This is a genomic window from Algibacter sp. 2305UL17-15, assembly GCF_040720935.1.
In the GTDB taxonomy this organism is placed as follows: Bacteria; Bacteroidota; Bacteroidia; order Flavobacteriales; family Flavobacteriaceae; genus Jejuia.
The window spans coordinates 125,865-149,898 of the sequence record NZ_JBFDAE010000004.1 but is presented as its reverse complement, the minus strand read 5'-3'; the positions used below and the strand labels follow the sequence as shown (position 1 = coordinate 149,898).

The following is a 24,034-nucleotide window of genomic DNA, read 5'->3' as shown; positions in this document are numbered from 1 at the left end:
TAAAGATTTTAATACGATGAAGACTATAAAAATATTAATGATAACGCTTACAATGATGACCATTATGTCGTCTTGTGAAGATCCTTTAGAAAGAACGGCCGTTGGAATATTCTCTGAAGAGAACGTATGGAAAAGTGAAGGACTAGTGGACTTATACGTAGCAAATGTATTCGCCCGCACTAATTTTTTGCCAGGTGCAGGTAACGGCAACATTCATGAATTAGTTGTGGATGCATGTGCCGGTGGTTATGCCAGAACATTTGGAGGGTGGCCGGCAGGATACACCTTTACACAAGGTGCTTTTTCAATTCAAGGGACTGGAAATGATTCCAATGAGTACTGGAAATGGGATTTGGTTCGCGATATCAATACGGGTATCGAAGAATTAAGCAATCCAAATAACGTTCTGCCAGCCGATTATAAAGATGCGCGTTTAGGAGAATTACACTTCCTAAGAGCTTGGGTATATTTTCAAAAAGTAAAACGTTACGGCGGTGTGCCGGTCATAAAAGTTGCACAAAGCCTTACACAGTCTTTTGAGGAAATTTCAGTACCAAGAAATTCTGAGCAAGAAGTTTATGATTTTATTGCCGAAGAATGTGATGCAGCCGAAGCCTTATTAGAAGGCAAAACTTTAGAATATGGACGCGCAACATCTTGGACTGCATTAGCTCTAAAAAGCCGCGCAATGCTATATGCGGGCAGTATTGGTGAATTTGGAACCATGCAGTTAAATGGTTTGTTGGGAATTAACGATGCCGATAAATATTGGAAACTATCTTATGATGCTTCAAAGAAAATAATAGAAGAAGGTGGTTTTGCATTATATGGCACAGGTGCTGCTACTTTTGAAGAAGCCGAAAAAGCATATTATGAGCTGTTTACAAGCGCAGAAGAAAACAGCGAAACCATTTTTGCTGAAGTATTTATAGGTGAGGGTTCTAAGGCTGAAGATTGGGAAAGATGGTGTGCGCCAGCGGTTATTAACGGCACCACATTTATTAATACCTATTTAGAAACTTTTGAAATGTATGAATATACAGACGGTACTTCAGGTGAATTGGACAAGAGTACGTTAGTGGAAGGCGTTTTTCATGACATGGCAGATTTCATTGGACGAAAAGACCCAAGATGTCGTGCTAATATCTTTTTGCCGGAAGTTGAATATGGCGGTGCAACCGTTTGGATGCACGAAGGGCTTTATGTAAATGGTGTTTTGCAAACGGAAAATGTCGATGGAATTGATGTTCCTGCAAAAGGACCAGCACGGGATATTCAGCGAACAGGCTTTTTCAATAAAAAACGAAGTAATGAAGAGTATCTAGTTGGTAATGGATTTGCCATGGGAGGCACAGATTTCATGGTGTTCCGTTTAGGAGAAATATACCTAAATATGGCTGAAGCTGCTTTTGCTTTAGAGAAAGATGGAGAAGCTCTTGAAGCTCTAAATACTGTGCGCAGACGTGTGCTAATGCCAGATAAACCAGCCATAACGTGGGAAGTGATTCAAAATGAAAGAGCTGTTGAATTGGCCTTTGAACAACACCGGTACTGGGATTTAAGACGATGGAGAATTGCCCATACAGAATTAGACCGCAGAGATAGCAAAGGGAATAAATATACCGGGGTGAGATGGCGTAAAGATTATGATAATCCGGGAATGTATGAAATTATCCATACAACTTCAGGTACTGCAACCGATAGTTGGGATCGTATTTTTGAACCACACCATTACTATTTTCCAATTGGTTTAGATAGAATACAAAGAAGTCCTGCTTTTATTGAAAATCCAGGTTATGAATAAATAAAAAAGCAAATAACACGATTATTTTAAAGCAGAATGTCTAAGTTTTTAGGCATTCTGTTTTTTTATGCCCTAAAGATAAATTTTATTTTAAATTGATATTATTACAACGTTACGTTAAACGTGAATTTAAGCGCCACATTATCTCCAATTGAGGGTAAATGATAGGCACCATAGCGATACGTAAAACTCAAACCAAAACCAAAGAGCAATTTATTGATTTCAAAACCAGATTCCGTATAGCCTTTTTTTAACGAACCAAATATGATGTTTTGGTGCCTTTCTGGGTTTTTCATATCGCCAATGGCATAACGCGTGATTAAAACGAGTTGCGGTTTATATCGTTGTGAAATATTAAAAGGTTTTAAAAAGTGCTTGAATTGTACTGTGGTAAACTTATCGGAGAAAAACTCATTAAAAAACATAGTTTCAAAACTGGTAATACCCGCTACTGAAAACCGTTGCAATATGGTTTCCTTGTTGATATTATTTGGATAAGCATGATACAGGTGGGTTAACGGGGTATTGCCACCAGCAACACCAGCTACTACTGTGACTTCCGAAAGATTTTTGTTTTTATGTGCTATACGATGAATCGTTTTAAAATCTAATTTAGAAAAATTGAAATCACTTTTAAAAACGTCTTTTATACTTTTAGTGTATTGTAACGTGAATTTCGGAAAGCTTTCCTTTTTCTCTTTTGAAATCTTTTCGGAAGTTTCTAAAGGACTCCATTGAAAAGCAATTTTAGCCGTGCTCAAATGGAATTTTGAATAGATATCGCCATCCAAGACATATTGATAATTGTAAGTAGGTTCTACGTTACTCACCGAAAATTGAGCCACCGATGAAACTTGAGGATGTAATTGATGTTCTAAGGCAAGTGTTTTGGTAATATGTTTATGGAATAAATCAATATTTAAAAGTCGCGGTTCAAAAAACTGAAAAAACCTGGTATCGGTTAAAAAGTTAGAGCTCCCAGTTTCCTGTAAATCATCAGTATAGGATAAGTTTAACCAAGTATTTGTGTTTTTTGATAACCTGGCGCCACCACCAATACTGTATTTGTAAGCATGGTCTCTAAATCCATAAACCAGATAGGAGTTTATTCTGAATTTTTCGGAAAAGGTTTTATTTGTAACACCGCCCAACCCCGTTCTTAAACCTTCAAATTGGTTGTATTTTACTAAATATCTTAAATCAAAATTAAAATATTTAGTAGGAAAGTAGCCGTTTCCTATTTGTTTTAAGAAAAAGTTCTTCTTAATGGAATCTTTTTGGGTTTCCTGATTTTCTGTAGAAGAATTTTGCGCTCGTGCTGTGCCAAAACAGCAAAAAATTAGAAGGGAGACACAAAATTTTACCATTATTGAGAATGAAAAGTAGGGTTTAAATAAAAGATGTTCTCTGAAAAGCAATATTTCAGTCCAGATGTCATATTGAATGCAGTCTAAATGCTTTGATTTTTCAGAATATTAAAACTTCGACTGCCTGTCCGTCTGGCAGGCGGGTGCTCAGTTTGACAGGAATTAAACACTTTTCAGACAGCTTCTTTATTTATACAGTCATGATTTCCTTTTCTTTATTATCGAAAAGTTCATCGACTTTTTTAACGTGGTTATCCGTCATTTGTTGTATGTCTATTTCAGCATTGTTCTTTAAGTCTTCCGAAACATCCTCATTCTTTTTTACGTCGTTCATAGCGTCTTTGCGCGCTGCTCTAATACTTACTTTAGCATCTTCAGCTTCAGCTTTAGCTTGTTTTGCTAAATCTCTACGGCGTTCTTCAGTTAAAGGCGGTACATTAATAATGATTGTTTCGCCATTGTTCATAGGGTTAAACCCAAGGTTTGCATAGGCTATACCGCGCTCTATTTCTTGAAGCATGCTTTTTTCCCAAGGTTGCACCGTAATTGTTCTACCATCTGGTGTATTCACATTTGCAACTTGATTTAACGGTGTTTGTGTACCATAATAATCTACCATAACACTTCCTAACATGGCAGGACTTGCTTTACCAGCTCTAATATTTACAAATTGTTTCTTAAGATGCGAAATGGCATTATCCATTGCCTCTTTTGTAGTATCTAATATAAATTGTATGTCTTCGTTCATGGTTTTAAAATTTAATTATCACTAAAGATTCAAAAATTAAGCCAGATTTAAATGTTTACTTCTGTACCAATATTTTCTCCAGAAATCACCTTCAATAAATTACCAGGTGTATTCATATCGAAAACAATAATTGGCAAATTATTTTCTTGGCTTAAAGTGAAAGCTGTTGTGTCCATGACTTTTAATCCCTTTTTCAGTACATCTTTAAAAGAAATAAAATCAAATTTAGTCGCAGTACTGTCTTTTTCAGGATCTGTGTTATAAATACCATCAACACGAGTGCCTTTTAAAATAACATCTGCTTCTATTTCTATGGCCCGTAAAACAGCAGCTGAATCTGTGGTAAAATAAGGATTTCCCGTTCCGCCACCAAAAATAACTACACGTCCCTTTTCCAAATGGCGCATTGCTTTTCTGCGGATAAAAGGTTCTGCAACCTCGTCAATTCTTATCGCGGTTTGTAATCGTGTCGGCACCTCGGCATTTTCTAAAGCACTTTGTAAAGCTAAACCGTTAATAACAGTAGCGAGCATGCCCATATGGTCCCCTTGTACGCGATCCATCCCGCTGCTAGCGCCTGCAACACCTCTAAAAATATTGCCGCCACCAATTACAATGGCTACCTCAACACCTTTTTTTGTAATCGTTTTAATGTCTTCGGCATATTCAGCTAAACGTTCAGGATCTATACCGTATTGACGTGTTCCCATTAAGGCTTCACCAGATAGTTTAAGTAGTATTCTTTTGTATTTCATCAGTTAATATCTATTATATTTTATGGTCTGATGCGATTCGCCAAAACACATTTAAACATGAATTTAAATAACAACTAAGGCTCATTTCATCTTAAATTTGAAGTTTAGCAAAGCTACATAAATTTTTTATTTTTTGAATCTATACGAATTGATGTTTTTTGGGCGGGTTTTAAAAAAAACCGCGCTATCCACTATATCTTTTTAAAACACGTCATTGCGAAGGAGGAACGACTGTGGCAATCTCTCAAATTTTAGTTCTAACATAAATTTATAGTCTATTTGGTTTTAAAAAGGATGCCGTTTCTATCGCTCCCGCATCTATCCGCCAAAGCCAGTTATCTTTCAAAAGAAATCACTTGTTTGCATTAATCATGACTTCTTTGTAGTATATTGCCTGTTTTTTATTTCGTTTATATGAATAAATATTTGAAAGTATTAATTAGTGTTTTCGGGGCGATTATAACTTTGGTTATAGTCTTTTTTTTAGGTGTTGCTGTTTTTATGAATACATTAGATTTACAGCCAGGTCTAGATGTTATTGCTACTGGTATTTCAACATTACTTTTCAGTTTGTTAATCAGTTATTTTTTTAGAAAAACTAAAATTTATAGTAAGTCAATTTTAGTGCTTTCAATAATTACTTGCTCTTTTTTAATATTTAAAGCATCTATAAAATATAAAATGGTTAATGAAGTTAAACCAGTAATCGAATGGTCTAATACTAATCATAAACAAACAATACCATTTTTTGTTACAAAAACTGGGCATATATTTTTAAAAACAAATATTAATTCTGAAGAAAATTATATGATGTTTGATACAGGAATGGATATTACAGCATTACATGAAAAGTTTAATGGTTTTAAAGCTATCGACACCTTAAACATAACATCCTCTCAAGCAAGAAAACAAGATGTAGCAATACATAAATTAGATAGTCTCTCTTTAGGGGCTCTTAGTTTAAAGAAATTAGGTTATGGCGCCATGTCCAGAAAAGCTTGGGAAAATTGTGGCATTTTCGCCAATAAAGATTCTATTATAGGCCTTTTGGGTAATAATGTTATTAATAATTTTGTTTGGGATTTTGATATGATAAATCAAGAAATAACTATTCAAGAAAATCCATTTATTAACGATTCTATTCCTAATAAAAAAGTTATTCCTTTAAGAAGAAAAGGCATGGGTTGGATTGTTGATGTAAAATTAAATGGCAAAAAGAAGAGAGTTAAATTAGATTCTGGTAGTAATTCTATACTCAATTTAACAGACAGTATTCAATTAGCAAAAACTTATGCATATTTTATAAAGAAGAGTCAATCAAAAGGTGTGTTTTCATATTTAGATTGTAGTGGTAAGGAAGGGGTTAAAGCTGGCTCAAATGTTTCTAAAAATCATCAAAAACGTAGCGTATTTGTGAATTTAGAAATAGGAGAAACACTTTATAAAGATGCTTATGTGATAGATAAATCTACCTCTAATTTATTAGGTGTTCCTTTATTTTGGGAGTATGAAAGGGTTGTTTTAGATTTTATTAGTAAAAAAATGCATCTCATCAATCCTGTTCAAAAAAGCAATAGCCATCAAATTTCAATAAAAAGTAAAGTTGAATTGCAAATGACGAAATATAATGCGATTAAGCAAGCAGGTTACTATGAGATGCATTACAAAAAACCAGTTGTGATAAAAACAAAATCCAAAGCAAGCCAAGACACGTTAATTTTCAATTTTAAAGGTAAAACGAGAATATTTGCATCTATTGATATGAATTACTCCACCAAAGAGATAAAAGTTGTAGTTGATAGTATATTAGGGAAAGGATTTGTTTTAAACACTAAAACTGGAAAATCTACTAAACATAATAAAAAAATACAGCTTAGTTTAAATGAAAATACACCTTTAAATGAAAAGGATATGACTAATAAGTTATAGATTTTAATCAATAAAAAAAACCACTACTCAATAAAGAATAGTGGCTTGTTTTAAAAAGATTCCTGCTTCCGAAGGAATTTATTACCCTACAGTAACACGTTTAAAACCTGTAATTTCAACCTCACCATAAGAAGCAACATATTCAGCGACAGTTTTCTTATCATCTTTGATAAACCTTTGATCTAACAAACATTGCTCTTGATCTAAAGTGGTATTATCAGAAATAAAACGCTCCATTTTTCCCGGTAAAATTCTATCCCAGATTTGTTCTGGTTTGCCTTCAGCCTTTAATTCGGCTTTTGCAGCTTCTTCAGCTTGGGCTAAAACTTCAGGCGTTAATTGTGCCATTGAAATATATTGAGGTACGTTTTTAAGTGTTTTACCTAAACGTCCTAATTCAATATTGTCTTTTTCAATAACAGCAATTCTAGCTTCAGTTTCTGATGCAATAAATGCAGCGTCAAAATCTTTGTAAGATAACGTTGTTGCTCCCATGGATGCTACTTGCATAGCTATATCTTTAACTAAGGTTTCAGCGTTGTCAACTTTAGCCGACAAACCTACTAAAGCAGCAATTTTGTTAATGTGAACGTAAGTTCCAACAAAAGGTGCTTGTAATTTTTCAAAACCAGTAATGTCTAGTTTTTCGCCAATAACGCCAGTTTGCTCAATTAATTTATCGGCAACTGTCATGCCTCCAAAATCTGCAGCTAAAAATTCTTCTTTAGTCCCAGAATTCAAAGCGATATCGCCTAATTGACTTGCTAATTCTAAAAAGTTTTCGTTTTTACCAACAAAATCAGTTTCACAACCTAAAACGATGGCAACACCAACAGTATTATCAGCGTTTACTTTTGCAACAGCAGCACCTTCACTAGATTCTCTGTCTGCTCTTTTAGCTGCTACTTTCTGACCTTTTTTACGTAAAACTTCAATAGCTTTATCAAAATCGCCTTCAGCTTCAACTAAAGCTTTTTTGCAGTCCATCATACCTGCACCAGTAGCTTGTCTTAATTTGTTTACCTCTTGGGCTGTTACTTTTACTGTAGTACTCATAATAATTATAATTTAAAAAAAGTCGTTCAATATATTTTCAAGGTTCCCGCCTTTGCGGGAATGACATTTAAAAAGGAAACCTTGATGCCCAAGCATCAAGGAGTTATTTTTTTAAAAAAGAATCAAACGACTTTATAATGTTTTAATAGTGTTTTATTTATTCTTCTTCTTCAGCTGCCGCTTTAGTTTCTTTTTTAGCTTTTGCTTTAGGAGCATCTTTTTCAACTACTGCTTCAGTTTTTGCTTCTTTTTCCGCTTTGGCTTTAGGAGCTTTTGTAGCTTCCTTTTCCGCTGATGCAGCATCTTTTTCGGCTTTACGTTCTGCTAAACCTCCAGAAACAGCTTCTGTTACGTGAGTTAAAATCTTATCTATCGATTTAGAAGCATCATCATTTGCAGGTATTACATAATCAACTTGACGTGGATCTGAGTTGGTGTCAACCATTGCAAAAATTGGAATGTTTAATTTCTGTGCTTCTTTAATCGCGATGTGCTCACGTTTAATGTCAACAACAAATAAAGCACCTGGTAAACGCGTCATATCAACGATAGAACCCAAGTTTTTCTCTAACTTAGCTCTTAAACGATCAACTTGTAAACGTTCTTTTTTAGATAAAGTTAAAAACGTACCGTCTTTCTTCATTCTATCAATAGAAGCCATTTTTTTAACAGCTTTTCTAATAGTAACAAAGTTGGTTAACATACCGCCTGGCCATCTTTCTGTGATGTAAGGCATGTTAACTGCACCTGCTTTTTCAGCTACAATATCTTTTGCTTGCTTTTTTGTTGCAACAAATAAAATTTTACGACCGGAAGCTGCAATTTTTGCTAATGCTGCTCCAGCTTCGTCAATTTTAGCTGCTGTTTTGTAAAGGTTAATTATATGGATGCCATTGCGCTCCATATAAACGTAAGGTGCCATATTTGGATCCCACTTACGTGTTAGGTGACCAAAGTGTACACCTGCTTCAAGTAATTCTTTTACTTCTACTGCCATTTTTGTAATAGTTTACGTTCTGTTTAATTAGCAATGATTAAGTGGTCGCCTTAGCTCGCCTTAACCATTTAGATGCTAAACTGTTTACACCCTGAACTCGTTTCAGGGTCTTTTAAATTTTTGCTGTTTCGATAGCTATCGGGATTCAGCTTTTTAATAATGGCCGTTTGGAAAAACCCCAAAACAACCATCATATGAGATACTGAAACAAGTTCAGTATTAAAATATTAACGTTTCGAGAATTGGAATTTTTTACGCGCTTTCTTCTGTCCGAATTTTTTACGCTCCACCATTCTTGGGTCTCTTGTTAATAAGCCTTCTGGTTTTAGAATTGCTCTGTTTTCAGCATCTACTTCGCACATTGCACGAGATAATGCTAAACGAACAGCTTCTGCTTGACCAGTAATGCCACCTCCATATACATTAACTGTAATATCAAAGTTGCCGTCATTGTTAGTCAAAACTAATGGTTGTTTTACTTTGTACTGTAATGTACCTGTAGTAAAATAACTAGCTAAGTCTTTTTTATTGATTGTAATGTTCCCTTTTCCTTCAGAAACATAAGCACGCGCAACAGCCGTCTTTCTACGGCCAATTTTGTGAATTACATCCATTTATTTGAATTCGTTTAAGTTAATTGGTTTTGGTTTTTGAGCCGCATGTTTGTGCTCTGATCCAACAACAACTGTTAGGTTACGGAATAAAGCTGCACCTAATTTGTTTTTAGGGAGCATTCCTTTTACTGATTTTTCTACTATACGAGCAGGATCTTTTCCAAATAACTCGGTAGCAGTTAAACTTCTTTGACCACCTGGATATCCTGTGTGACGAATGTATGATTTATCGTTCCACTTGTTTCCAGATAAGTTGATTTTTTCTGAATTGATAACAATTACGTTATCGCCGCAATCAACGTGTGGTGTGAAGTTTGGCTTGTGTTTCCCTCTTAATAGTTTTGCAACTTTAGAAGATAAACGACCAAGCGTTTGATTTTCAGCATCAACTAAAACCCACTGCTTATTTACAGTAGCTTTGTTGGCAGAAATCGTTTTGTAGCTTAATGTGTCCACACTTTTAATTTTTACTTGTCACGTCTTAGGCGTGACTGATTAAACATTCCTCTCTCAAAAAGAGTTTGCAAATTTACGATTATATATTTGATTACCAAATAGTGCGAGATAATATTTTGGATTTAAAAAAGCGTGTTAAATAGGAGATAAAAACGGTTATTGAAAACCCAATAAATCGCTACTATGATTTTAAAAATTAACTGGGTTCAATCAAACTAAAAAAAAATGTGTTTTATTTCATTTGAAGTTATTTACATTGTAAACAACTAAGTTTAGGTGCAGATATATTTCCTTTCACCAAGTTGAATTACGTGAAGTGTTGAAAACCCCACTTAATTCTGAAGTTTTAGAATTGTTGTTTCTTTTCTTCAGGATCGTCTCTTTCAGAACATGAAAAAGTAAGTACCAATACTAGAAGGGAAAAGGAATTTAATTTTTTAGATGATACCTGTACATCAAGTAAATCTAAAAATACCATCGTCAAGTATTCAAGTTTTGATCTTTCTTCTGTGTTTTTTAAAATAAGGAATGACATTTAGTTTGAGTAAATCCCAGGATTTGGATAAAATGCCGCAATGGCAAACCAATAACTCATCACAGATTTAACTTGGGTCAACGTTTCGCCTTCACGTGGGCCTTCAATAACTTTTCCGAAAATAGACCATTTATTGCCTTCATTATCTTTAAAGATTACTTCTGAGTTGTTGTCTAAACCATATTCAAACATTAAATTAGAATAATCGCCTTCTAGTTTAAATCCATACATCAACTTTTCATTGCCCACAATCAAATAATCGTTCCCATTAAAACTATCTTTAATTGCTTTACCACCGTTAAAATTAGAAAATTGATATACTTTAGATGTACCATCGTCTATAATGGCATAAATACGTTCTTTGCTGGGGAGCGCAGCATTCGTGATTTCGGGTCTGAAAATAAATCGATTGTTGTTAGTGGCATAATCTCCATATGGCGAATTGCCATAATTTCTTGAAAAACCAGTTTGAGTGCCTAAAACCTGTGTGTTTGGGTATAGCGATTTCCAAGTTTTCCAGTCGGTTTCAACAACACTATAAAGTTTAGGTTCATCATTTATTAATTCGCCATTAACACATTCCAATCTGAGTTGAGACCAGTTACTGTCCGTGTTCCTGTCGTACATAATTAGGTTTGCATTGTACAAGAGCCCAGAAACGCCAAACGTGGTTCTGGTGTCCTTGGTTTTACTTTCCCATGCAAACGCTGTACCTGTTAGCGGACAATAATTTAAAGTGAAAAATGCTCCATTGATTTCGTCATTCACTACCTCATGCCAATCTAAAACAAGATGCGGATATGCTTTTGCAATATTTCCTTTAACAATACCTACGACCAAGTCATCATCATTTAAAAATGAAGCAGCAGAGGCATCAGTAAATTGAGGGTTATCAATTGATGGAATGCCATCTTTTCCAGGGCCACCATCTTTTACTTGATTTATAGGAATTAACCATTCTGAAAACTGATTGGGGATGTCGTTTTGTGTGTTATTACTAGTTGCACTACATGAGGCGAGAAGTAATATTACCGATAATAAAACATAATTTTTCATAGCTATATATTTAAATTTAACACGTTTTGTTTTGATTTGATTTTTAATAAAAGACCTGTGGTAAGTCTGTATGTTGGGGTTAGTTGCGTGCCATCAACATTACTGTAAAGTGGTAATTCCGCTCGTGTTGAAAACACAAGGCTCGGGTTGATGTTTATTGAAAAATCGGGGATGATGAACAACCAATTGCCACCGGTATTATCCAAATTAAATCCATCTATTTTGTCCAGTTCTGCATTTCTGTATTTAAAAGAGATACTTGGTGTTACTAATGTTTTTAATACCACAAATTGATCTGATGCCCCTACAAAAGCTTGTATTTCATTTCCAAATTTATAGGAGGAATTCCCGAAGTAGGAATTATTAGTGCCAGTACCTCTATAAATAACTCTTCCTGAAAAAGTTAGAGAAGGCCTAAATTCTGGCTGCTTTGATGCTGCAAGGAAAAAAACAATATCCCAAGCATTGCTTCCAGGTTGCAAATCGGCATTTAAAATGATACCCTGTGAATTCGTTTCTGTTGAAGATCCAAAAGGGATTTTTGTTCCAAGTCCTAATTCGGTGCTGGAGCTTTTTCCTAAAAGATTATTGAAATTGTATTTAAAAAGCAATAAACCATCCCCCATCCCTGAAGTTTCATCTAAATTTTCGTTTCCAAATTGTGAAATATTTCTGCGTTGGTTTACCCAAGTGATTAAGCCTTCAACAGATAAATTTTTGGTAATTGCATAGCCTAAGTTTAACAAAATGGAATGCGTAATGCGCAACCTTGAATTGTCGTCCAGCTTTTCATTGCCATTATTAAGCGTGTTCAAATTATTGTAATCGTAGTTGAGACTTAATTGAAAAGTGCCTTTGTCTTCAATAGGCATACCGATATTATTGGAAAGCGGAATGCCTCCTGAACAGCAAGTTTGTGCGTTTAAAGTTGAAGCACTAACAAGCAATAGCGTCAAAATCAATTTTTTGAGAAACATAGCTTTTTCAATAACAATACTAAGGGTGTCGTTATAAACTTTGTTTTCTTACCGATTTTAACACGAAAGATGAAAAACGGGAAATTTTGATATGGAATAAACTTACGTAATGTCTTTTAGGAAGAAAAAGAGGCTCTTTGCAATCTGTCGTTAATAGATTTTCCCAAACCAAAATCAGGAAATATTTCAGCAATAATAATATCCAGGTTTTGTTTGTCTAATTGATGGAGCGCATCATATAATTTTGAAGTAGCTTCCGCCATATTGCCAGATGGCGATAACACGATTTGCTCTTGAATGTTGTCATTTTTGATACGAGATTCAAAAACCAAAACACCAATGCGTTTTCCTGAATGTTTTTTAATGTCTTCTGAAATAGTATGTGATAAAACTGTTAGCGTTGATGGCGCATAATGTCTATCTAACATTCCCGGAGCTTCAGGGTTAATTTCCTTTTTGTTTTTTATGGCAATTTTACCAACAATAGCTTCAATAGCTTCCAAGGCAATAGAACCCAAACGATAAATTATGGGGTCATTGTTTTCAAACCCAATAATGGTAGATTCAATGCCGTTCTCACAAGCGCCTCCATCCAAAACCATTTTAATATCATTTTTAAAATAACCTTCAACGTGTTGTGCGTTAGTTGGACTGATAGACCCAAAAGGGTTCGCGCTTGGCGCCGCTAACGGAAAAGGTAATTGTTTTAATAATTCTAAAGTTAACGGATGATTTGGCACACGTACCGCAACCGTATCTTTGCCCGCAGTAATGATATCCGGAATGTTTGGGTTCTTTTTTAAAACCAATGTTAAAGGCCCTGGCCAAAAGGCATCTGCGAGTTGTTGCGCTTTTTTGGGAATCTCGCTCACAATGGTCTCTAAATATTCCACCGATGGAATATGAACAATAAGCGGATTAAAAAACGGACGTTTCTTGGTCTCAAAAATTGCTTTAACAGCTTTTTCGCTATAAATATTTCCTGCTAAACCATAAACCGTTTCGGTAGGTATCGCAACCAATTCGTCATTGGTTAATAGGACAATGGCTTTAGATATGTCTTTCGAAATAATACTCATAAAAGCAATTTAAGAGGTGCAAAAGTACATCGATTTCACGAATTAAAACATACTATAAATTAGACCTGTTAGGTTTTTTTGAAGATTTCTTTAATTGGGGACTTCCTTAATCAGATAAACATAAACAGGAAAGTGATCGCTAAACCCGTTGCTAAATCCTCCATCGCTCCAACTTCTAAAAGGGTAGCCTTTATATTTACCTTTTGTTGTAATTAAGTAGTTTTTGTTAAATATCCCAGCTTTGTAATATCTAAAGGACGTATAATCTTTTTCAAGCAAAGGTTTTGAAATGATGATTTGGTCAAACAAGCTCCAAGAATCTCTATAAGCAGTTGTCCCCAATCCGTTTCTATAAAAGTTTTCAAAAGGATTATACAATGCTTTAAAACCTACTTTTTTTCGTTTTCTTTTGGTTTTTAGAACGTCTTTTAAACTCGAATTATTTGGATTGTCATTTAAATCCCCCATTGTTAAAATTTTGGCATAAGGATCTATAGCATGTAACGAATCAATAATGTGTTTATTTAATTTTGCTGCGGCAACACGTTTGGATCTGCTTTTGGCTTCTCCACCACGTCTTGAAGGCCAATGGTTTACTATAATGTGAATTAAATCACCTTCAAGTTCACCACTAACTAATAATTGGTCTCTGGTATAGATTCTTTTTCCATCTTGGTCATCATAAATTTTAAGCACATGAGAACTTGTGCTTATGGGAGTGAATAAACTTTTTTGGTACAACAGTGCCACATCAATACCTCTAATGTCTGGCGATTCATAATGCACAATTCCATAATCTTTTTCAATTAATAATGAATCATTTACTACCGCCTCTAAAACATCTTTATTTTCAACCTCGCTAACGCCAATAAGAGCAGGCGAATTTTGAGTGATATCTTTCCCGATTTCAGAAAGCACTCTAGCCATATTCCTCGTTTTTTGGTTAAAGGCATCTGCTCGATTTGTTTTTAATTCCATCATGGGACTATACTCATCAAATTTTATCGGGTCGTTTATGGTGTCAAATAAGTTCTCTAAATTGTAAAAAGCAAGCGTGTGGATTTTGAATTTTTTGTCTTGAGCATTGGAGGTCACCAAGAAGCTCAAAGTCAAAATACAGAAAGTAAGTTTTAAAAAATTCATGCAATCAATAAAGATGTTTACGGTTTTCTATGGTGCAAAAGCTAAGCCAAAGTTAAAGTAAGTTTTAAATTTTTTAGAATCAATTAGTTACTTTTTGAGTATTTTGGTGTCTTAAAGATAATTATGAATAAAATAACCCTCATTTTTTTATTCGGATTTTTTTCAATTTCTGGCTTTTCGCAGCAAACTTTAATCAAAGGAAGCGTGAAAGATGGGGTGTCCTTCCAACCTGTATTAAATGTTACAGTTACTTTAGAAGAAACCAATCTATCTACACTTACAGATGTTCAAGGTGAATTTATATTTTCTTCAAATGTGCCTTTAGGGGAACAAATATTAAAGATTTCCAAGTCTGGTTATATCACAAAACGCTTCCCAATAATTGTAAATGAAGGCAAAACAGTAAATATAACTGATATGACTTTAGAGCGCGATTTATCTCAAAGTCAAGATTTGTTCACGATTACTTTGTCTGATGATGAGTTGGATAATGATGCAAGTGGTGCAGATAATATTACTGGATTGCTATCCTCGTCTTTAGATGTGTTTCAGCGCACGGCGGCATTTGAATTTAGTCAATCGTTTTTCAGATTAAGAGGATTGGATTCAGAAAACGGTTTGGTGCTCATCAACGGTATTCCCATGAACAAACTCTATAGCGGCAGACCACAATGGAGCAATTGGGGCGGATTGAACGACGTGATGCGCAACCAAGAATTAACTTCGGGTTTAGCGCCTTCAAGTTATCATTTCGGAGGTGTTTTAGGAACTACCAACATCAATGTTAGAGCGCCTAAAGCTAGAGAAGGCGGGCGAATTACATATTCTTCATCAAACAGAAGTTATACCAATCGGTTAATGGCAACCTATGCTTCGGGGCTTTTAGAAAATAATTGGGCATACACCATTTCTATCGGAAGGCGCTGGGGAAGCGAAGGCTATCAAGATGCAACGATTTATGATGCAAATTCATTTTTTTTGTCTGTTGAAAAGAAATTGAACGCCAAACATAGTTTAAGTTTTACTGGCATGTATGCACCAAACAGAAGAGGGAAATCTTCCCCCAATACCCAAGAAGTTTTCGATTTAAAAGGCATTAAATACAATGAATATTGGGGCTGGCAAGATGGAAAAAAACGAAATTCAAGAATTAAGGAAGTTGAAGAACCCATTTTTATGTTGAATCATTATTGGGATATCGCTTCAAAAACCACTTTAAATACCAATATTGCCTACCAATTTGGAAAATTAGGCAATAGCCGATTGGATAATAATGGCACCGATTTAGTCAATGGTTTTCCAGAAGGCGGAGGCGCAAATCCAAGTCCTACGTATTACCAAAAACTGCCAAGTTACTTTGAACGCAACTTTCCAAACGATTTACAATTTGCCTACACCGCTTTAAAAGAATTTGAAGATAACGGACAAATTAATTGGAATGCACTCTATCAAGCCAATATTTCAAACACGCAAACAGGAGGAAACGCAAGATATGCCTTATATGAAGACCGCGTTGACGATACACAATTCACAATAAATTCAATATTTAATTCAGAATTAAATGATAATGTAGTAATCGATGCTGCAATAAATTACCAACGCTTAACATCTGAAAATTATGCCCAAGTTCTGGATTTATTTGGAGCTGAAACCTATTTGGATATCGATCAATTTGCAACGGATATAGATGAAGCTCAAAACGACTTACAAAACCCAAATAGATTATTAGGTGAAGGAGATAAATTCAAGTACAATTATAACCTATCTGCCAATATATTAAACGCATATGCGCAAGCCCAGTTTACCTACAATAAATTAGATGTTTACTTTTCAGGAAGTGTTACAAATACCCAATACCAAAGGGATGGGTTGTATCAAAATGGGGCTTTCCCAGACACGTCTTTAGGCAAAGGCAAAAAATTAAATTTCACAGGTTTTGGAGCAAAAACAGGATTGACTTATAAAGCTTCTGGGAAGCATTTGCTGAACCTTAATGGCGGTTATATTTCCAGAGCGCCATCACTTCGAAATACTTATTCTAATTCCAGGGAAAACCACAATATTGTTCCGAATATTACTGAAGAAAAAGTGCTATCTTCAGATGTGAGTTATATTTTTAGATCATCAATGATTAAAGCGAAACTCACAGGCTATTATACTAAAATTGAAGATGCCAACGAAATCTCTTTTTTCTTTGCCGATGGTATTGGAGGCGATAATGTGGCGTTTGTCCAAGAGATTTTACAAGGTGTAGATAAGCAACATTTAGGTGCAGAATTAGGAATTGAAACCCAAGTAACACCGACCATAAAATTAAAAGGCGTCGCCTCGGTAGGACAATTTACCTATGCCAACAATCCGAATTTATACTTAACAACCGAAGCAGATGAAGAATCTGTAGCAGCAGGTTTCGTCAATGGATTTAAAGATTTCGGACCATCAAATTTAAAAGATTATAAAATCGCAGCGGGCCCACATCGTGCATATTCGGTTGGTTTTGAATATCGAGATCCAGACTATTGGTGGTTTGGAGCAACGGTAAACTTCTTTACAAATACGTATATTGATATCAGTCCGCTAACACGTTCCTCAAATTTTACAACCGATTTTGATGGTAATGTGTTTAACGATTACGATGAAGAATTGGCAAGAGAATTGTTAAAACAAGAACGCTTTGATGATTATATGGTTGTAAATCTGGTAGGTGGAAAATCATGGAAAATAGGCAATAAATACATTAGTCTTTTTGCAAGTGTAAATAATCTTTTAGATGAAGTATTTAAAACAGGAGGTTTTGAACAAGGGAGAAACGCCAACTATAGAGAGTTAAGAGATGATAAAGCGTTAGATACTCCCGTTTTTGGTTCTAAATATTGGTATGGGCGTGGTGCGACTTACTTTTTGAATGTGAATTATAGGTTTTGACAATTCGAAGAATTGTCAATCCTGAACTCGTTTCAGGATCTCAACATGACAGAATAACATAAATTATAATTCCTAATAATCCCGATAGCTATCGAGAGGGAATCTAAAATATAAAAAAATGAAAAACAACATTTATAAAATAGTCTTTGGGTTTGTTATGATGCTATTGATACTCACATCCTGCGTACAAGACGACGATTTCGGAATTCCCAATATTTCAACAGAAGATCTCAGCATTCCAACAGAAAAAGTAATAACCTTCAAAGCCATCAAATCACTCTACGAACAAGCTGTAACTGGAGGAAATTCAACCGCAATGATATCTGATGATGTTTATATTCAAGGTTATGTGGTATCCTCCGACAAGGCAGGAAACTTTTTTGAGGAATTAATCATTCAGAATAAAACAGATGATAGCAACCCTGATAACGACCCAAGATTAGGTTTTAAAATTGATATTAATGTAAGCAGTTTATCCGACACCTATCAATTCGGTCAAAAAGTATATGTGAAGTTAGAAGGGCTAACCGTTGGGGAAACTAGTGGCGTGATTACGATTGGAAAAGGCGATGCAGTTAATGTGAAGCAAATTCAAGCTGCTGAATATAAAGATATTGTATTACGAACTAATGAAATAGCCGAAATTAAACCCGAAATTGTTGGTTTAGCAGATTTAACCGAAAACTATGAAAACACCTTAATTCAGTTGGACAACATGCAATTAAATCGATTTGAATTGGGAGCAACATTTGCAAGTGAGTCTTTTGATGAATTTGACGGTTTACGCTTATTGGAAAGTTGCGATTCTGGCATCCAAATGATTATGCAAACCAGTACGTTTTCCGATTTTAAATCTTTGGTAGTGCCACAAGGAAAAGGAAGTGTAACAGGCGTTTTCAGTCGCGATTTCAGGGATAATTTTAGCGTACTAGTCATCAACAGTTCTGCCGCCATTAATTTCGATAGTAATGAACGTTGCGATCCATTAGAGTTTTCATGCGGTCTCGCATCAACCATAGGATCAGAGAATTTATTGTATGAAGATTTTGAGCCTCAAAGAAACAACAGGCCTATAGAAATTGCAGGATGGACAAATTATATAGAAGCAGGTACAGAAGCTTGGGAGGGCTTTTCCTCAACATCCTCAAATGCGTCTTTGGGGCGTTCTGCTAGATTTCAATCCGCTAGTTCTGGAGACATAAGTAATATAGGTTGGTTAATCACACCTGCCATAGATTTGGATGCTCAAGATGGTGAATCGCTACGTTTTAAAACTTCCAGTAGTTTAGCAGATAGCAGTTATATGGAAGTGTTTTATTCCTCAGATTGGGATGGTACTGAAGCTAACGTCACTTCAGCAACCTGGGCGATATTAACCGATGCTTATGTTGTGAAAGATTCAGATTCTTTTGCGCCGTGGTTCAGTTCTGGAAATGTTGACCTAACGTGTATTTCAGGTACCATTCACATTGCGTTTAAATATACAGGAAGCGGACAAAGCACTTTTGACGGGGTTTATGAATTGGATGAGATTAGTGTGGATTATGTGCTTTGATAGGTTTTTTAGTCAGAAAAAGAATTAACCAAAATCCTTGCTATTCCAAAATATTTAAGGGTATTTTTATTTTTGATATAACGAGGTGGTAAGCATATAAAGAAAGTTCAGAATTATGGAAAATGAATTAATACCTTTTATTGACAATCTTGATACATTAGTAAATGAGTTTAATGAACTATACCAAGACAGGCTTCTGAAAAAACAAAAAAGCAAAAATACTGATAGAAAAAGAACAGCCTTAAATATTAAACAAAGAAAAATTGTTTTCTGTAAAACAGAAGGTTTATGTCATATCTGTGGTTGTGAATTAAACATTAATAAATTTGAAGCCGATCATGTAAAACCCCATTCGCAAGGAGGAAATGAAATTACCGATAACTTCCTGCCATCTTGTTCTAAATGCAATAATTATAGATGGAATTATTCGCCTGAAGAAATTCAATGGATTTTGAAACTTGGAGTATGGTTAAAAACAAAAATCCAAGAAAGGGATAACATCGGATTAAGAACTGCATCTGAATTTTTACTGGATGAAGTTAAAAGAGAAAACAGAAGAAACCTCCCTCGAAAGCCAAAAGTCAAACTTGAAACGAACATTAATAATTTATTTCCTATAAAAGGAAGGCACAAATATGGCTTTCTAGAACCAACATTCGAAGAGATTGAAAAAGCCAAACAAATTATTGCCAAATTTCAATTAAAAATTAATTATTCAGATATAAGAATAGTTAACAAAACATTTCTAATTACTGGAGAATCTAATATAGCTAGAAAAAATATCGAGTCGTTTATATTAAAAAAAGATGGACTTATTAAGAAAACTGTTTCCCAAAAGCTTGATTATCTCGTAATAGGAAATTTTTATGGCTTAATGAAAGTGTATCAAGTAGAAAAACTAAACGAGAATAAAAATGCAAATATTAAAATAATTACACAAAGTGAATTTACAAAAGCCGTTTGCTGCGTGTAATTAATTGATTATATGTTGCTTACGGATTTTAAGACAATACGTTGCGAAACATTAAACTCACTCCGCTAAAAGCAAATTCCAATTAGAATTTTTCGAAAAATTAATATAAATTTGTATCCAAGTAGATACAATATTTATGTTCTTTATTGAGAAAACAATTGAGTTTGACAAATGGCTGAGAAAGCTGAAAGACTTAAAAGCTAAGTCGAAAATCTTATTTGGAATACAGAAATTAGAAAACAACGCCCATTTTGGAGACTGCAAACCTGTTATAATTGGTGGTGATAAGTCAACACAACAAACAGATATTAAAAAAGCAAAAGAAATTTGGAAAAAATTAAACAAGTAGAACATATGGAAACTTCAAAATTTGACATAGCAGATTATTTAGAAAGCAAAGAAATGATTGCTGAGTATCTCAATACTGTTTTGGAAGATGGAAATAATGCAGATGTAATAAATGCAATTGGACATATTGCAAAAGCAATTGGAATGACTAAAATATCAGAGGAAACTGGATTGAGCAGACCGAGTTTATATAAAGCATTATCCGATGGCGCTAAACCTCAATTTGCAACAATAATGAAAGTTTTAAAAGCGATTGGAGGACAAATTCAAGTAAAACCAATGTCAGCTTGAAAATAATAACACGCACACAAAGTGTTTAAATAAAGTTAGTATAGCTTTTCTGAAAGGTTTTATTTAGTAAGACCGCCAAATTTTAAAATTTGACTCGGGCACAAAACCGTTCATATTAATTTTGATTCGTCCTTGGAATGGATGCCACTAGTTTTCCTAAATAAAGTGATATTTAAACATGAATAAAAATAAACTTCATTATCTATTCCTATTTATTTTTAGCATTTGTTCTGTCTCGAGTTCAAACGCCCAAACCACCCTCCAAAAAACAAATAACAATTGGGAACTCCTGGTCAACGGCAAACCTTTCGAAATAAAAGGTGCAACTTTTGGTTACGATAACGATGTTCCCAATTACGACACCTATTTTAAAGATTTGAACTTCCTTGGTGTCAACAGCATCAGAACTTGGGCAACGGACGAAAACTCACAACAACTATTGGATACGGCGCATAAATACAACATCAAAGTCATGGTTGGTATTTGGATGCGACATGGGCGTCCCGGAATGGAAGATGACGATAGCTTTAATTATCTCGAAGATAAAAAAGGGATGGAAGCGATGTACACAAATGCCATCAACACCGTGGAAAAATATAAAAATCATCCAGCAGTTTTAACTTGGGGCATTGGCAACGAAGTGTATTTAAATATGGCTACAGATGAAGAAAAAACAGCATATTCTAAATTGTTGGAACGTATTTGTAGTGAAATAAAAAAACGGGACAAAAATCATCCAATTACTTCTGTTGAAGCATGGACGTTCGGATTGGAATGGTGGCAAAAATATGTGCCATCCATCGATATCTATGGATTGAATAGCTATGGTGCAGGCGCAGGAGTTTTAGCTTCAGAATTAGAAAAAAGAGCTATCGATAAACCATACATCATCACGGAATTTGGAGTAACAGGAGAATGGGATATTAAAGCCGAAAAAAACGGTATTAAAATAGAACCTAGCGACCAACAAAAATATGACGCCATAGCAAAAGGTTATCACGATTGGATTGTAACTAAACCAGCGAATTTAGGAGCTTATGTATTTCATTATGCCAATGGAAATGATTTTATAGCGCCATGGTTATTTACGCATTATAGCAAAATGTACCGACCACAATATTGGGCAATTAGAGCAGCCTATACAGGACAAAAACCTGTAAATAATGTTCCGGTAATTGAAACTTTCCAATTGCCAGATACTACAACTAAAAACGGCTCATGGATTCCAGTCAATTTAAAAGTGTCGGATATTGAAAATGAAAAATTAGACATTAGTTTTCATTATAACCAAAGAACGGGAAGCAGAAAGCGAAGAGACCAAATCAATCCGTTGAATTTTAGAGGCGATATGGCCAACGGTTTTGAAATTGAAATCCCAAATGAAGATGGTGCCATAAAAGTGTATGTAAACGCAAAAGACACCTATAAAAATGTTGGGATTGCTTCTACTTCAATTGTTGTAAATAACAAAGAAGGAGCGCGAAAATACCTAGTGCCAAAAGTAAGTTTGCCGTTTTACGTTTATAAAGATGGGATTGAAAATCCGTATGCACCATCTGCATATATGGGAAACATCGAATCAATTTCCGTAGATATGCATCATAAATATGGTGTGCATTCTGGAAAGGCTTCATTAAAAATTGCCTATAATTTAGAACACGATTGGTATGGGTTGGGACTTGTAGATCCTGCAAACGATTGGGGAGAAATTTTGGGAGGTTATGATTTAACAGGTGCTACAAAATTCAGCTTTTGGGCAAAAGCAAGTAAAAAAAATGTAACCGCAACCATAGGTTTCGGATTGATAGGAAAAGACAAACCATTCCCAGATACCGCAAAAAAATCTATTGAAGTGAAACTAGGAACCACATGGAAAAAGTATTCTATAAAACTTAAAAAATTAGATTTGAGTTGTATTCGATCTGGTTTGGTAGTGTTTTCTAGTAGCTACGGGTCGCCACAGGATATTTATTTAGATGATGTGATTTTTGAGTAGAGTGTAAATTAAATTCTAGAGGTAACGTTCAAATTTTAAGTTCTACCTTTGTCATAATAAAACACTAAATGACCACATTCGACGCCCTTTTCTTCCGTTTTTTTCAGCATTACAAAACTAAAAAGAGTAAAAAAGCGAATAGTATCGCTACCTTTTACATTACTTTTTTACAATGTAGTTTACTATTGCTTTTAGGCGTGTTTTTTGCGGGCTTTTTTAGGCAAATGCATATAGATACCATGTCGGCTACCAAAGCATGGGTGTTATTTACATTGGTCGTTGTTTTTCTATATTTCAAAAACTGGATGCAATACGGCGGAAGAAAACGAAAAGTTCTAAACGCAAAAATGATTAAAAATAAAAAACTGACTTACAATATTTGGTTGCTTTGGCTATTACCTTTTGTCATTTTGGGTTTAGCTTATATTTTGTTTCAGGCAACCTAACTACTTCTTAAAAACCACATAAACAGGAAAGTGATCACTATAACCACCTTTATATTTCTTCCCCACATAAGTTCTAAAAGGCGAACCCTTAAAAGGCCCATTAAATAATTTCAGAAAATCTTCATCAAAAATATCGGCTTTAAAAAATTCAAATTCATCTTTGGAACTTTTAAAATAATTAGTGGATACTAAAATTTGGTCGAACATAAACCATTGACGTTTATGTTTAGAAGATCCTCTGGTAAAAGAACGTAATGTTTCAAAAGGATTAAACAAATTTGAAGTTTCTGTGAGTTGTTTAATACTATCGTTTTGCGGATTATCATTAAAATCTCCCATAACAATTACTTTTGCATCTTCATTTTTTTCTTTGATTGCAGTAATAATTGAGTTTGCTTTATCAGAAGAAGCTATCCGTTTAAATTCGGTTTCAAGCTGTCCTTCCCGTCTAGATGACCAATGATTTACAATAACATGCACTTTTTCGCCATCCAATAATCCTGAAACCAACAAAATATCTCGAGTATAATCAGGAAAAGCATCCAGTGTCATCAATTCAACAGTAAATGTTTCGGTGTGTAAAACTTCAAAAATAGTAGTATCATAAAGTAGTGCGACATCAATACCTCTTTCATCTAAAGAATCAAAATGCACATAATCATAATTACAATTTTCTAAATGTTTTGAGTTGATTAAATTCTCAATAACACTAGCGTTTTCAACTTCGGCTAAACCAACCAATGCAGGGTGTTTACCTGTTTCTTTTCGCCCGATATTGGAAATGGCATACCCGATTTTCCGTAATTTGTTTTGGTATCGTTTAGGCGTCCATTTTTTAGCAGAAGCCGGTAAAAAGTCGTTGTCGTTGGTGTATTTGTTGTTTTTTAAATCAAATAAATTTTCAATATTATAAAACCCCAAAGTTTGCATATCGTGGCGCACGGGAATGTCTTCAAAATCATCTGTCATATTTCAAAAATAAGT

At 34.6% G+C, this 24,034-nt stretch carries 20 protein-coding genes; 8 read left to right on the top strand and 12 right to left on the bottom strand.

The genetic code is table 11. The features are described 5' to 3' along the window. The first annotated feature begins 16 nt into the window (after positions 1-16). Positions 17-1,804 carry a RagB/SusD family nutrient uptake outer membrane protein gene (locus ABXQ82_RS05835; protein WP_367056267.1) on the top strand — a complete coding sequence of 596 codons (1,788 nt, stop codon included), beginning with the start codon at positions 17-19 and terminating at the stop codon, positions 1,802-1,804. A 104-nt stretch (positions 1,805-1,908) separates the two neighbouring features. Here the strand turns inward: ABXQ82_RS05835 and ABXQ82_RS05830 are convergent, their stop codons facing one another. The 3 genes from ABXQ82_RS05830 to pyrH all read right to left on the bottom strand — a co-directional run bounded on the left by ABXQ82_RS05830 (position 1,909) and on the right by pyrH (position 4,674). After that, a complete protein-coding gene (locus ABXQ82_RS05830; RefSeq protein ID WP_367056264.1) occupies positions 1,909-3,171 on the bottom strand; it encodes a hypothetical protein in 1,263 nt (420 codons plus the stop codon). A 190-nt stretch (positions 3,172-3,361) separates the two neighbouring features. Continuing rightward, positions 3,362-3,919, bottom strand: coding sequence for a ribosome recycling factor (gene frr, locus ABXQ82_RS05825; protein WP_367056261.1), 558 nt, complete (start codon positions 3,917-3,919; stop codon positions 3,362-3,364). Positions 3,920-3,966: 47 nt separating this feature from the next. Then, the gene (gene pyrH, locus ABXQ82_RS05820; protein WP_367056258.1) at positions 3,967-4,674 is read right to left on the bottom strand and encodes a UMP kinase; all 708 of its coding nucleotides are present in this window, start codon (positions 4,672-4,674) and stop codon (positions 3,967-3,969) included. Positions 4,675-5,100: 426 nt separating this feature from the next. Between pyrH and ABXQ82_RS05815 the strand changes: the two genes are divergently transcribed. Continuing rightward, positions 5,101-6,603, top strand: coding sequence for a hypothetical protein (locus tag ABXQ82_RS05815; protein WP_367056255.1), 1,503 nt, complete (start codon positions 5,101-5,103; stop codon positions 6,601-6,603). An 81-nt stretch (positions 6,604-6,684) separates the two neighbouring features. On the opposite strand, the gene tsf is transcribed toward ABXQ82_RS05815, so the two are convergent. From tsf to ABXQ82_RS05775, 8 genes are all read right to left on the bottom strand, one after another. Next, entirely contained in the window at positions 6,685-7,659 is a 975-nt protein-coding gene (gene tsf, locus ABXQ82_RS05810) for a translation elongation factor Ts (RefSeq protein WP_367056252.1), read from the bottom strand. 157 nt (positions 7,660-7,816) lie between these two features. Then, positions 7,817-8,656, bottom strand: coding sequence for a 30S ribosomal protein S2 (gene rpsB, locus ABXQ82_RS05805; protein ID WP_367056249.1), 840 nt, complete (start codon positions 8,654-8,656; stop codon positions 7,817-7,819). A gap of 227 nt (positions 8,657-8,883) precedes the next feature. Further along, a complete protein-coding gene (gene rpsI / locus ABXQ82_RS05800) occupies positions 8,884-9,270 on the bottom strand; it encodes a 30S ribosomal protein S9 (RefSeq protein ID WP_367056246.1) in 387 nt (128 codons plus the stop codon). Then, positions 9,271-9,726, bottom strand: a complete 456-nt coding sequence (gene rplM / locus ABXQ82_RS05795; protein WP_367056243.1) for a 50S ribosomal protein L13 — start codon at positions 9,724-9,726, stop codon at positions 9,271-9,273. A gap of 535 nt (positions 9,727-10,261) precedes the next feature. Further along, positions 10,262-11,317, bottom strand: a complete 1,056-nt coding sequence (locus tag ABXQ82_RS05790; RefSeq protein WP_367056240.1) for a DUF3179 domain-containing protein — start codon at positions 11,315-11,317, stop codon at positions 10,262-10,264. Positions 11,318-11,319: 2 nt separating this feature from the next. Further along, complete coding sequence (locus ABXQ82_RS05785) at positions 11,320-12,273, bottom strand: hypothetical protein (RefSeq protein WP_367056236.1); 954 nt, start codon at positions 12,271-12,273, stop codon at positions 11,320-11,322. 137 nt (positions 12,274-12,410) lie between these two features. Beyond that, positions 12,411-13,373, bottom strand: a complete 963-nt coding sequence (locus ABXQ82_RS05780; protein ID WP_367056233.1) for an L-threonylcarbamoyladenylate synthase — start codon at positions 13,371-13,373, stop codon at positions 12,411-12,413. A gap of 90 nt (positions 13,374-13,463) precedes the next feature. Then, the gene (locus tag ABXQ82_RS05775; protein WP_367056230.1) at positions 13,464-14,516 is read right to left on the bottom strand and encodes an endonuclease/exonuclease/phosphatase family protein; all 1,053 of its coding nucleotides are present in this window, start codon (positions 14,514-14,516) and stop codon (positions 13,464-13,466) included. A 123-nt stretch (positions 14,517-14,639) separates the two neighbouring features. On the opposite strand from ABXQ82_RS05775, the gene ABXQ82_RS05770 reads away from it, so the two are divergent. From ABXQ82_RS05770 to ABXQ82_RS05745, 6 genes are all read left to right on the top strand, one after another. Beyond that, entirely contained in the window at positions 14,640-17,441 is a 2,802-nt protein-coding gene (locus ABXQ82_RS05770) for a carboxypeptidase regulatory-like domain-containing protein (RefSeq protein WP_367056227.1), read from the top strand. A 118-nt stretch (positions 17,442-17,559) separates the two neighbouring features. Beyond that, the gene (locus ABXQ82_RS05765; protein WP_367056224.1) at positions 17,560-18,996 is read left to right on the top strand and encodes a DUF5689 domain-containing protein; all 1,437 of its coding nucleotides are present in this window, start codon (positions 17,560-17,562) and stop codon (positions 18,994-18,996) included. Between the two features lie 115 nt (positions 18,997-19,111). Next, the gene (locus ABXQ82_RS05760) at positions 19,112-19,969 is read left to right on the top strand and encodes an HNH endonuclease (RefSeq protein WP_367056221.1); all 858 of its coding nucleotides are present in this window, start codon (positions 19,112-19,114) and stop codon (positions 19,967-19,969) included. A 354-nt stretch (positions 19,970-20,323) separates the two neighbouring features. Then, on the top strand, positions 20,324-20,608 hold the full coding sequence (locus tag ABXQ82_RS05755) for an addiction module antidote protein (protein ID WP_367056666.1): 285 nt from the start codon (positions 20,324-20,326) through the stop codon (positions 20,606-20,608). A 178-nt stretch (positions 20,609-20,786) separates the two neighbouring features. Then, on the top strand, positions 20,787-22,604 hold the full coding sequence (locus ABXQ82_RS05750) for a glycoside hydrolase family 2 TIM barrel-domain containing protein (protein WP_367056218.1): 1,818 nt from the start codon (positions 20,787-20,789) through the stop codon (positions 22,602-22,604). Positions 22,605-22,672: 68 nt separating this feature from the next. Beyond that, positions 22,673-23,050 (top strand): hypothetical protein, encoded by a 378-nt coding sequence (locus ABXQ82_RS05745; protein ID WP_367056215.1) that lies wholly within the window; start codon positions 22,673-22,675, stop codon positions 23,048-23,050. On the opposite strand, the gene ABXQ82_RS05740 is transcribed toward ABXQ82_RS05745, so the two are convergent. Next, complete coding sequence (locus tag ABXQ82_RS05740; protein ID WP_367056212.1) at positions 23,051-24,019, bottom strand: endonuclease/exonuclease/phosphatase family protein; 969 nt, start codon at positions 24,017-24,019, stop codon at positions 23,051-23,053. Positions 24,020-24,034: the final 15 nt, after the last annotated feature.

What these genes read in the sequence shown, in the direction of transcription:
- tsf (WP_367056252.1), bottom strand. Translation starts at nt 7,659, where the DNA reads ATGAGTACTACAGTAAAAGTAACAGCCCAAGAGGTAAACAAATTAAGA.
- ABXQ82_RS05760 (WP_367056221.1), top strand. Translation starts at nt 19,112, where the DNA reads ATGGAAAATGAATTAATACCTTTTATTGACAATCTTGATACATTAGTA.
- pyrH (WP_367056258.1), bottom strand. Translation starts at nt 4,674, where the DNA reads ATGAAATACAAAAGAATACTACTTAAACTATCTGGTGAAGCCTTAATG.
- rpsB (WP_367056249.1), bottom strand. Translation starts at nt 8,656, where the DNA reads ATGGCAGTAGAAGTAAAAGAATTACTTGAAGCAGGTGTACACTTTGGT.
- ABXQ82_RS05740 (WP_367056212.1), bottom strand. Translation starts at nt 24,019, where the DNA reads ATGACAGATGATTTTGAAGACATTCCCGTGCGCCACGATATGCAAACT.
- ABXQ82_RS05780 (WP_367056233.1), bottom strand. Translation starts at nt 13,373, where the DNA reads ATGAGTATTATTTCGAAAGACATATCTAAAGCCATTGTCCTATTAACC.
- ABXQ82_RS05745 (WP_367056215.1), top strand. Translation starts at nt 22,673, where the DNA reads ATGACCACATTCGACGCCCTTTTCTTCCGTTTTTTTCAGCATTACAAA.
- ABXQ82_RS05750 (WP_367056218.1), top strand. Translation starts at nt 20,787, where the DNA reads ATGAATAAAAATAAACTTCATTATCTATTCCTATTTATTTTTAGCATT.
- ABXQ82_RS05835 (WP_367056267.1), top strand. Translation starts at nt 17, where the DNA reads ATGAAGACTATAAAAATATTAATGATAACGCTTACAATGATGACCATT.
- ABXQ82_RS05770 (WP_367056227.1), top strand. Translation starts at nt 14,640, where the DNA reads ATGAATAAAATAACCCTCATTTTTTTATTCGGATTTTTTTCAATTTCT.
- ABXQ82_RS05775 (WP_367056230.1), bottom strand. Translation starts at nt 14,516, where the DNA reads ATGAATTTTTTAAAACTTACTTTCTGTATTTTGACTTTGAGCTTCTTG.
- frr (WP_367056261.1), bottom strand. Translation starts at nt 3,919, where the DNA reads ATGAACGAAGACATACAATTTATATTAGATACTACAAAAGAGGCAATG.
- ABXQ82_RS05755 (WP_367056666.1), top strand. Translation starts at nt 20,324, where the DNA reads ATGGAAACTTCAAAATTTGACATAGCAGATTATTTAGAAAGCAAAGAA.
- ABXQ82_RS05790 (WP_367056240.1), bottom strand. Translation starts at nt 11,317, where the DNA reads ATGAAAAATTATGTTTTATTATCGGTAATATTACTTCTCGCCTCATGT.
- rpsI (WP_367056246.1), bottom strand. Translation starts at nt 9,270, where the DNA reads ATGGATGTAATTCACAAAATTGGCCGTAGAAAGACGGCTGTTGCGCGT.
- ABXQ82_RS05830 (WP_367056264.1), bottom strand. Translation starts at nt 3,171, where the DNA reads ATGGTAAAATTTTGTGTCTCCCTTCTAATTTTTTGCTGTTTTGGCACA.
- ABXQ82_RS05765 (WP_367056224.1), top strand. Translation starts at nt 17,560, where the DNA reads ATGAAAAACAACATTTATAAAATAGTCTTTGGGTTTGTTATGATGCTA.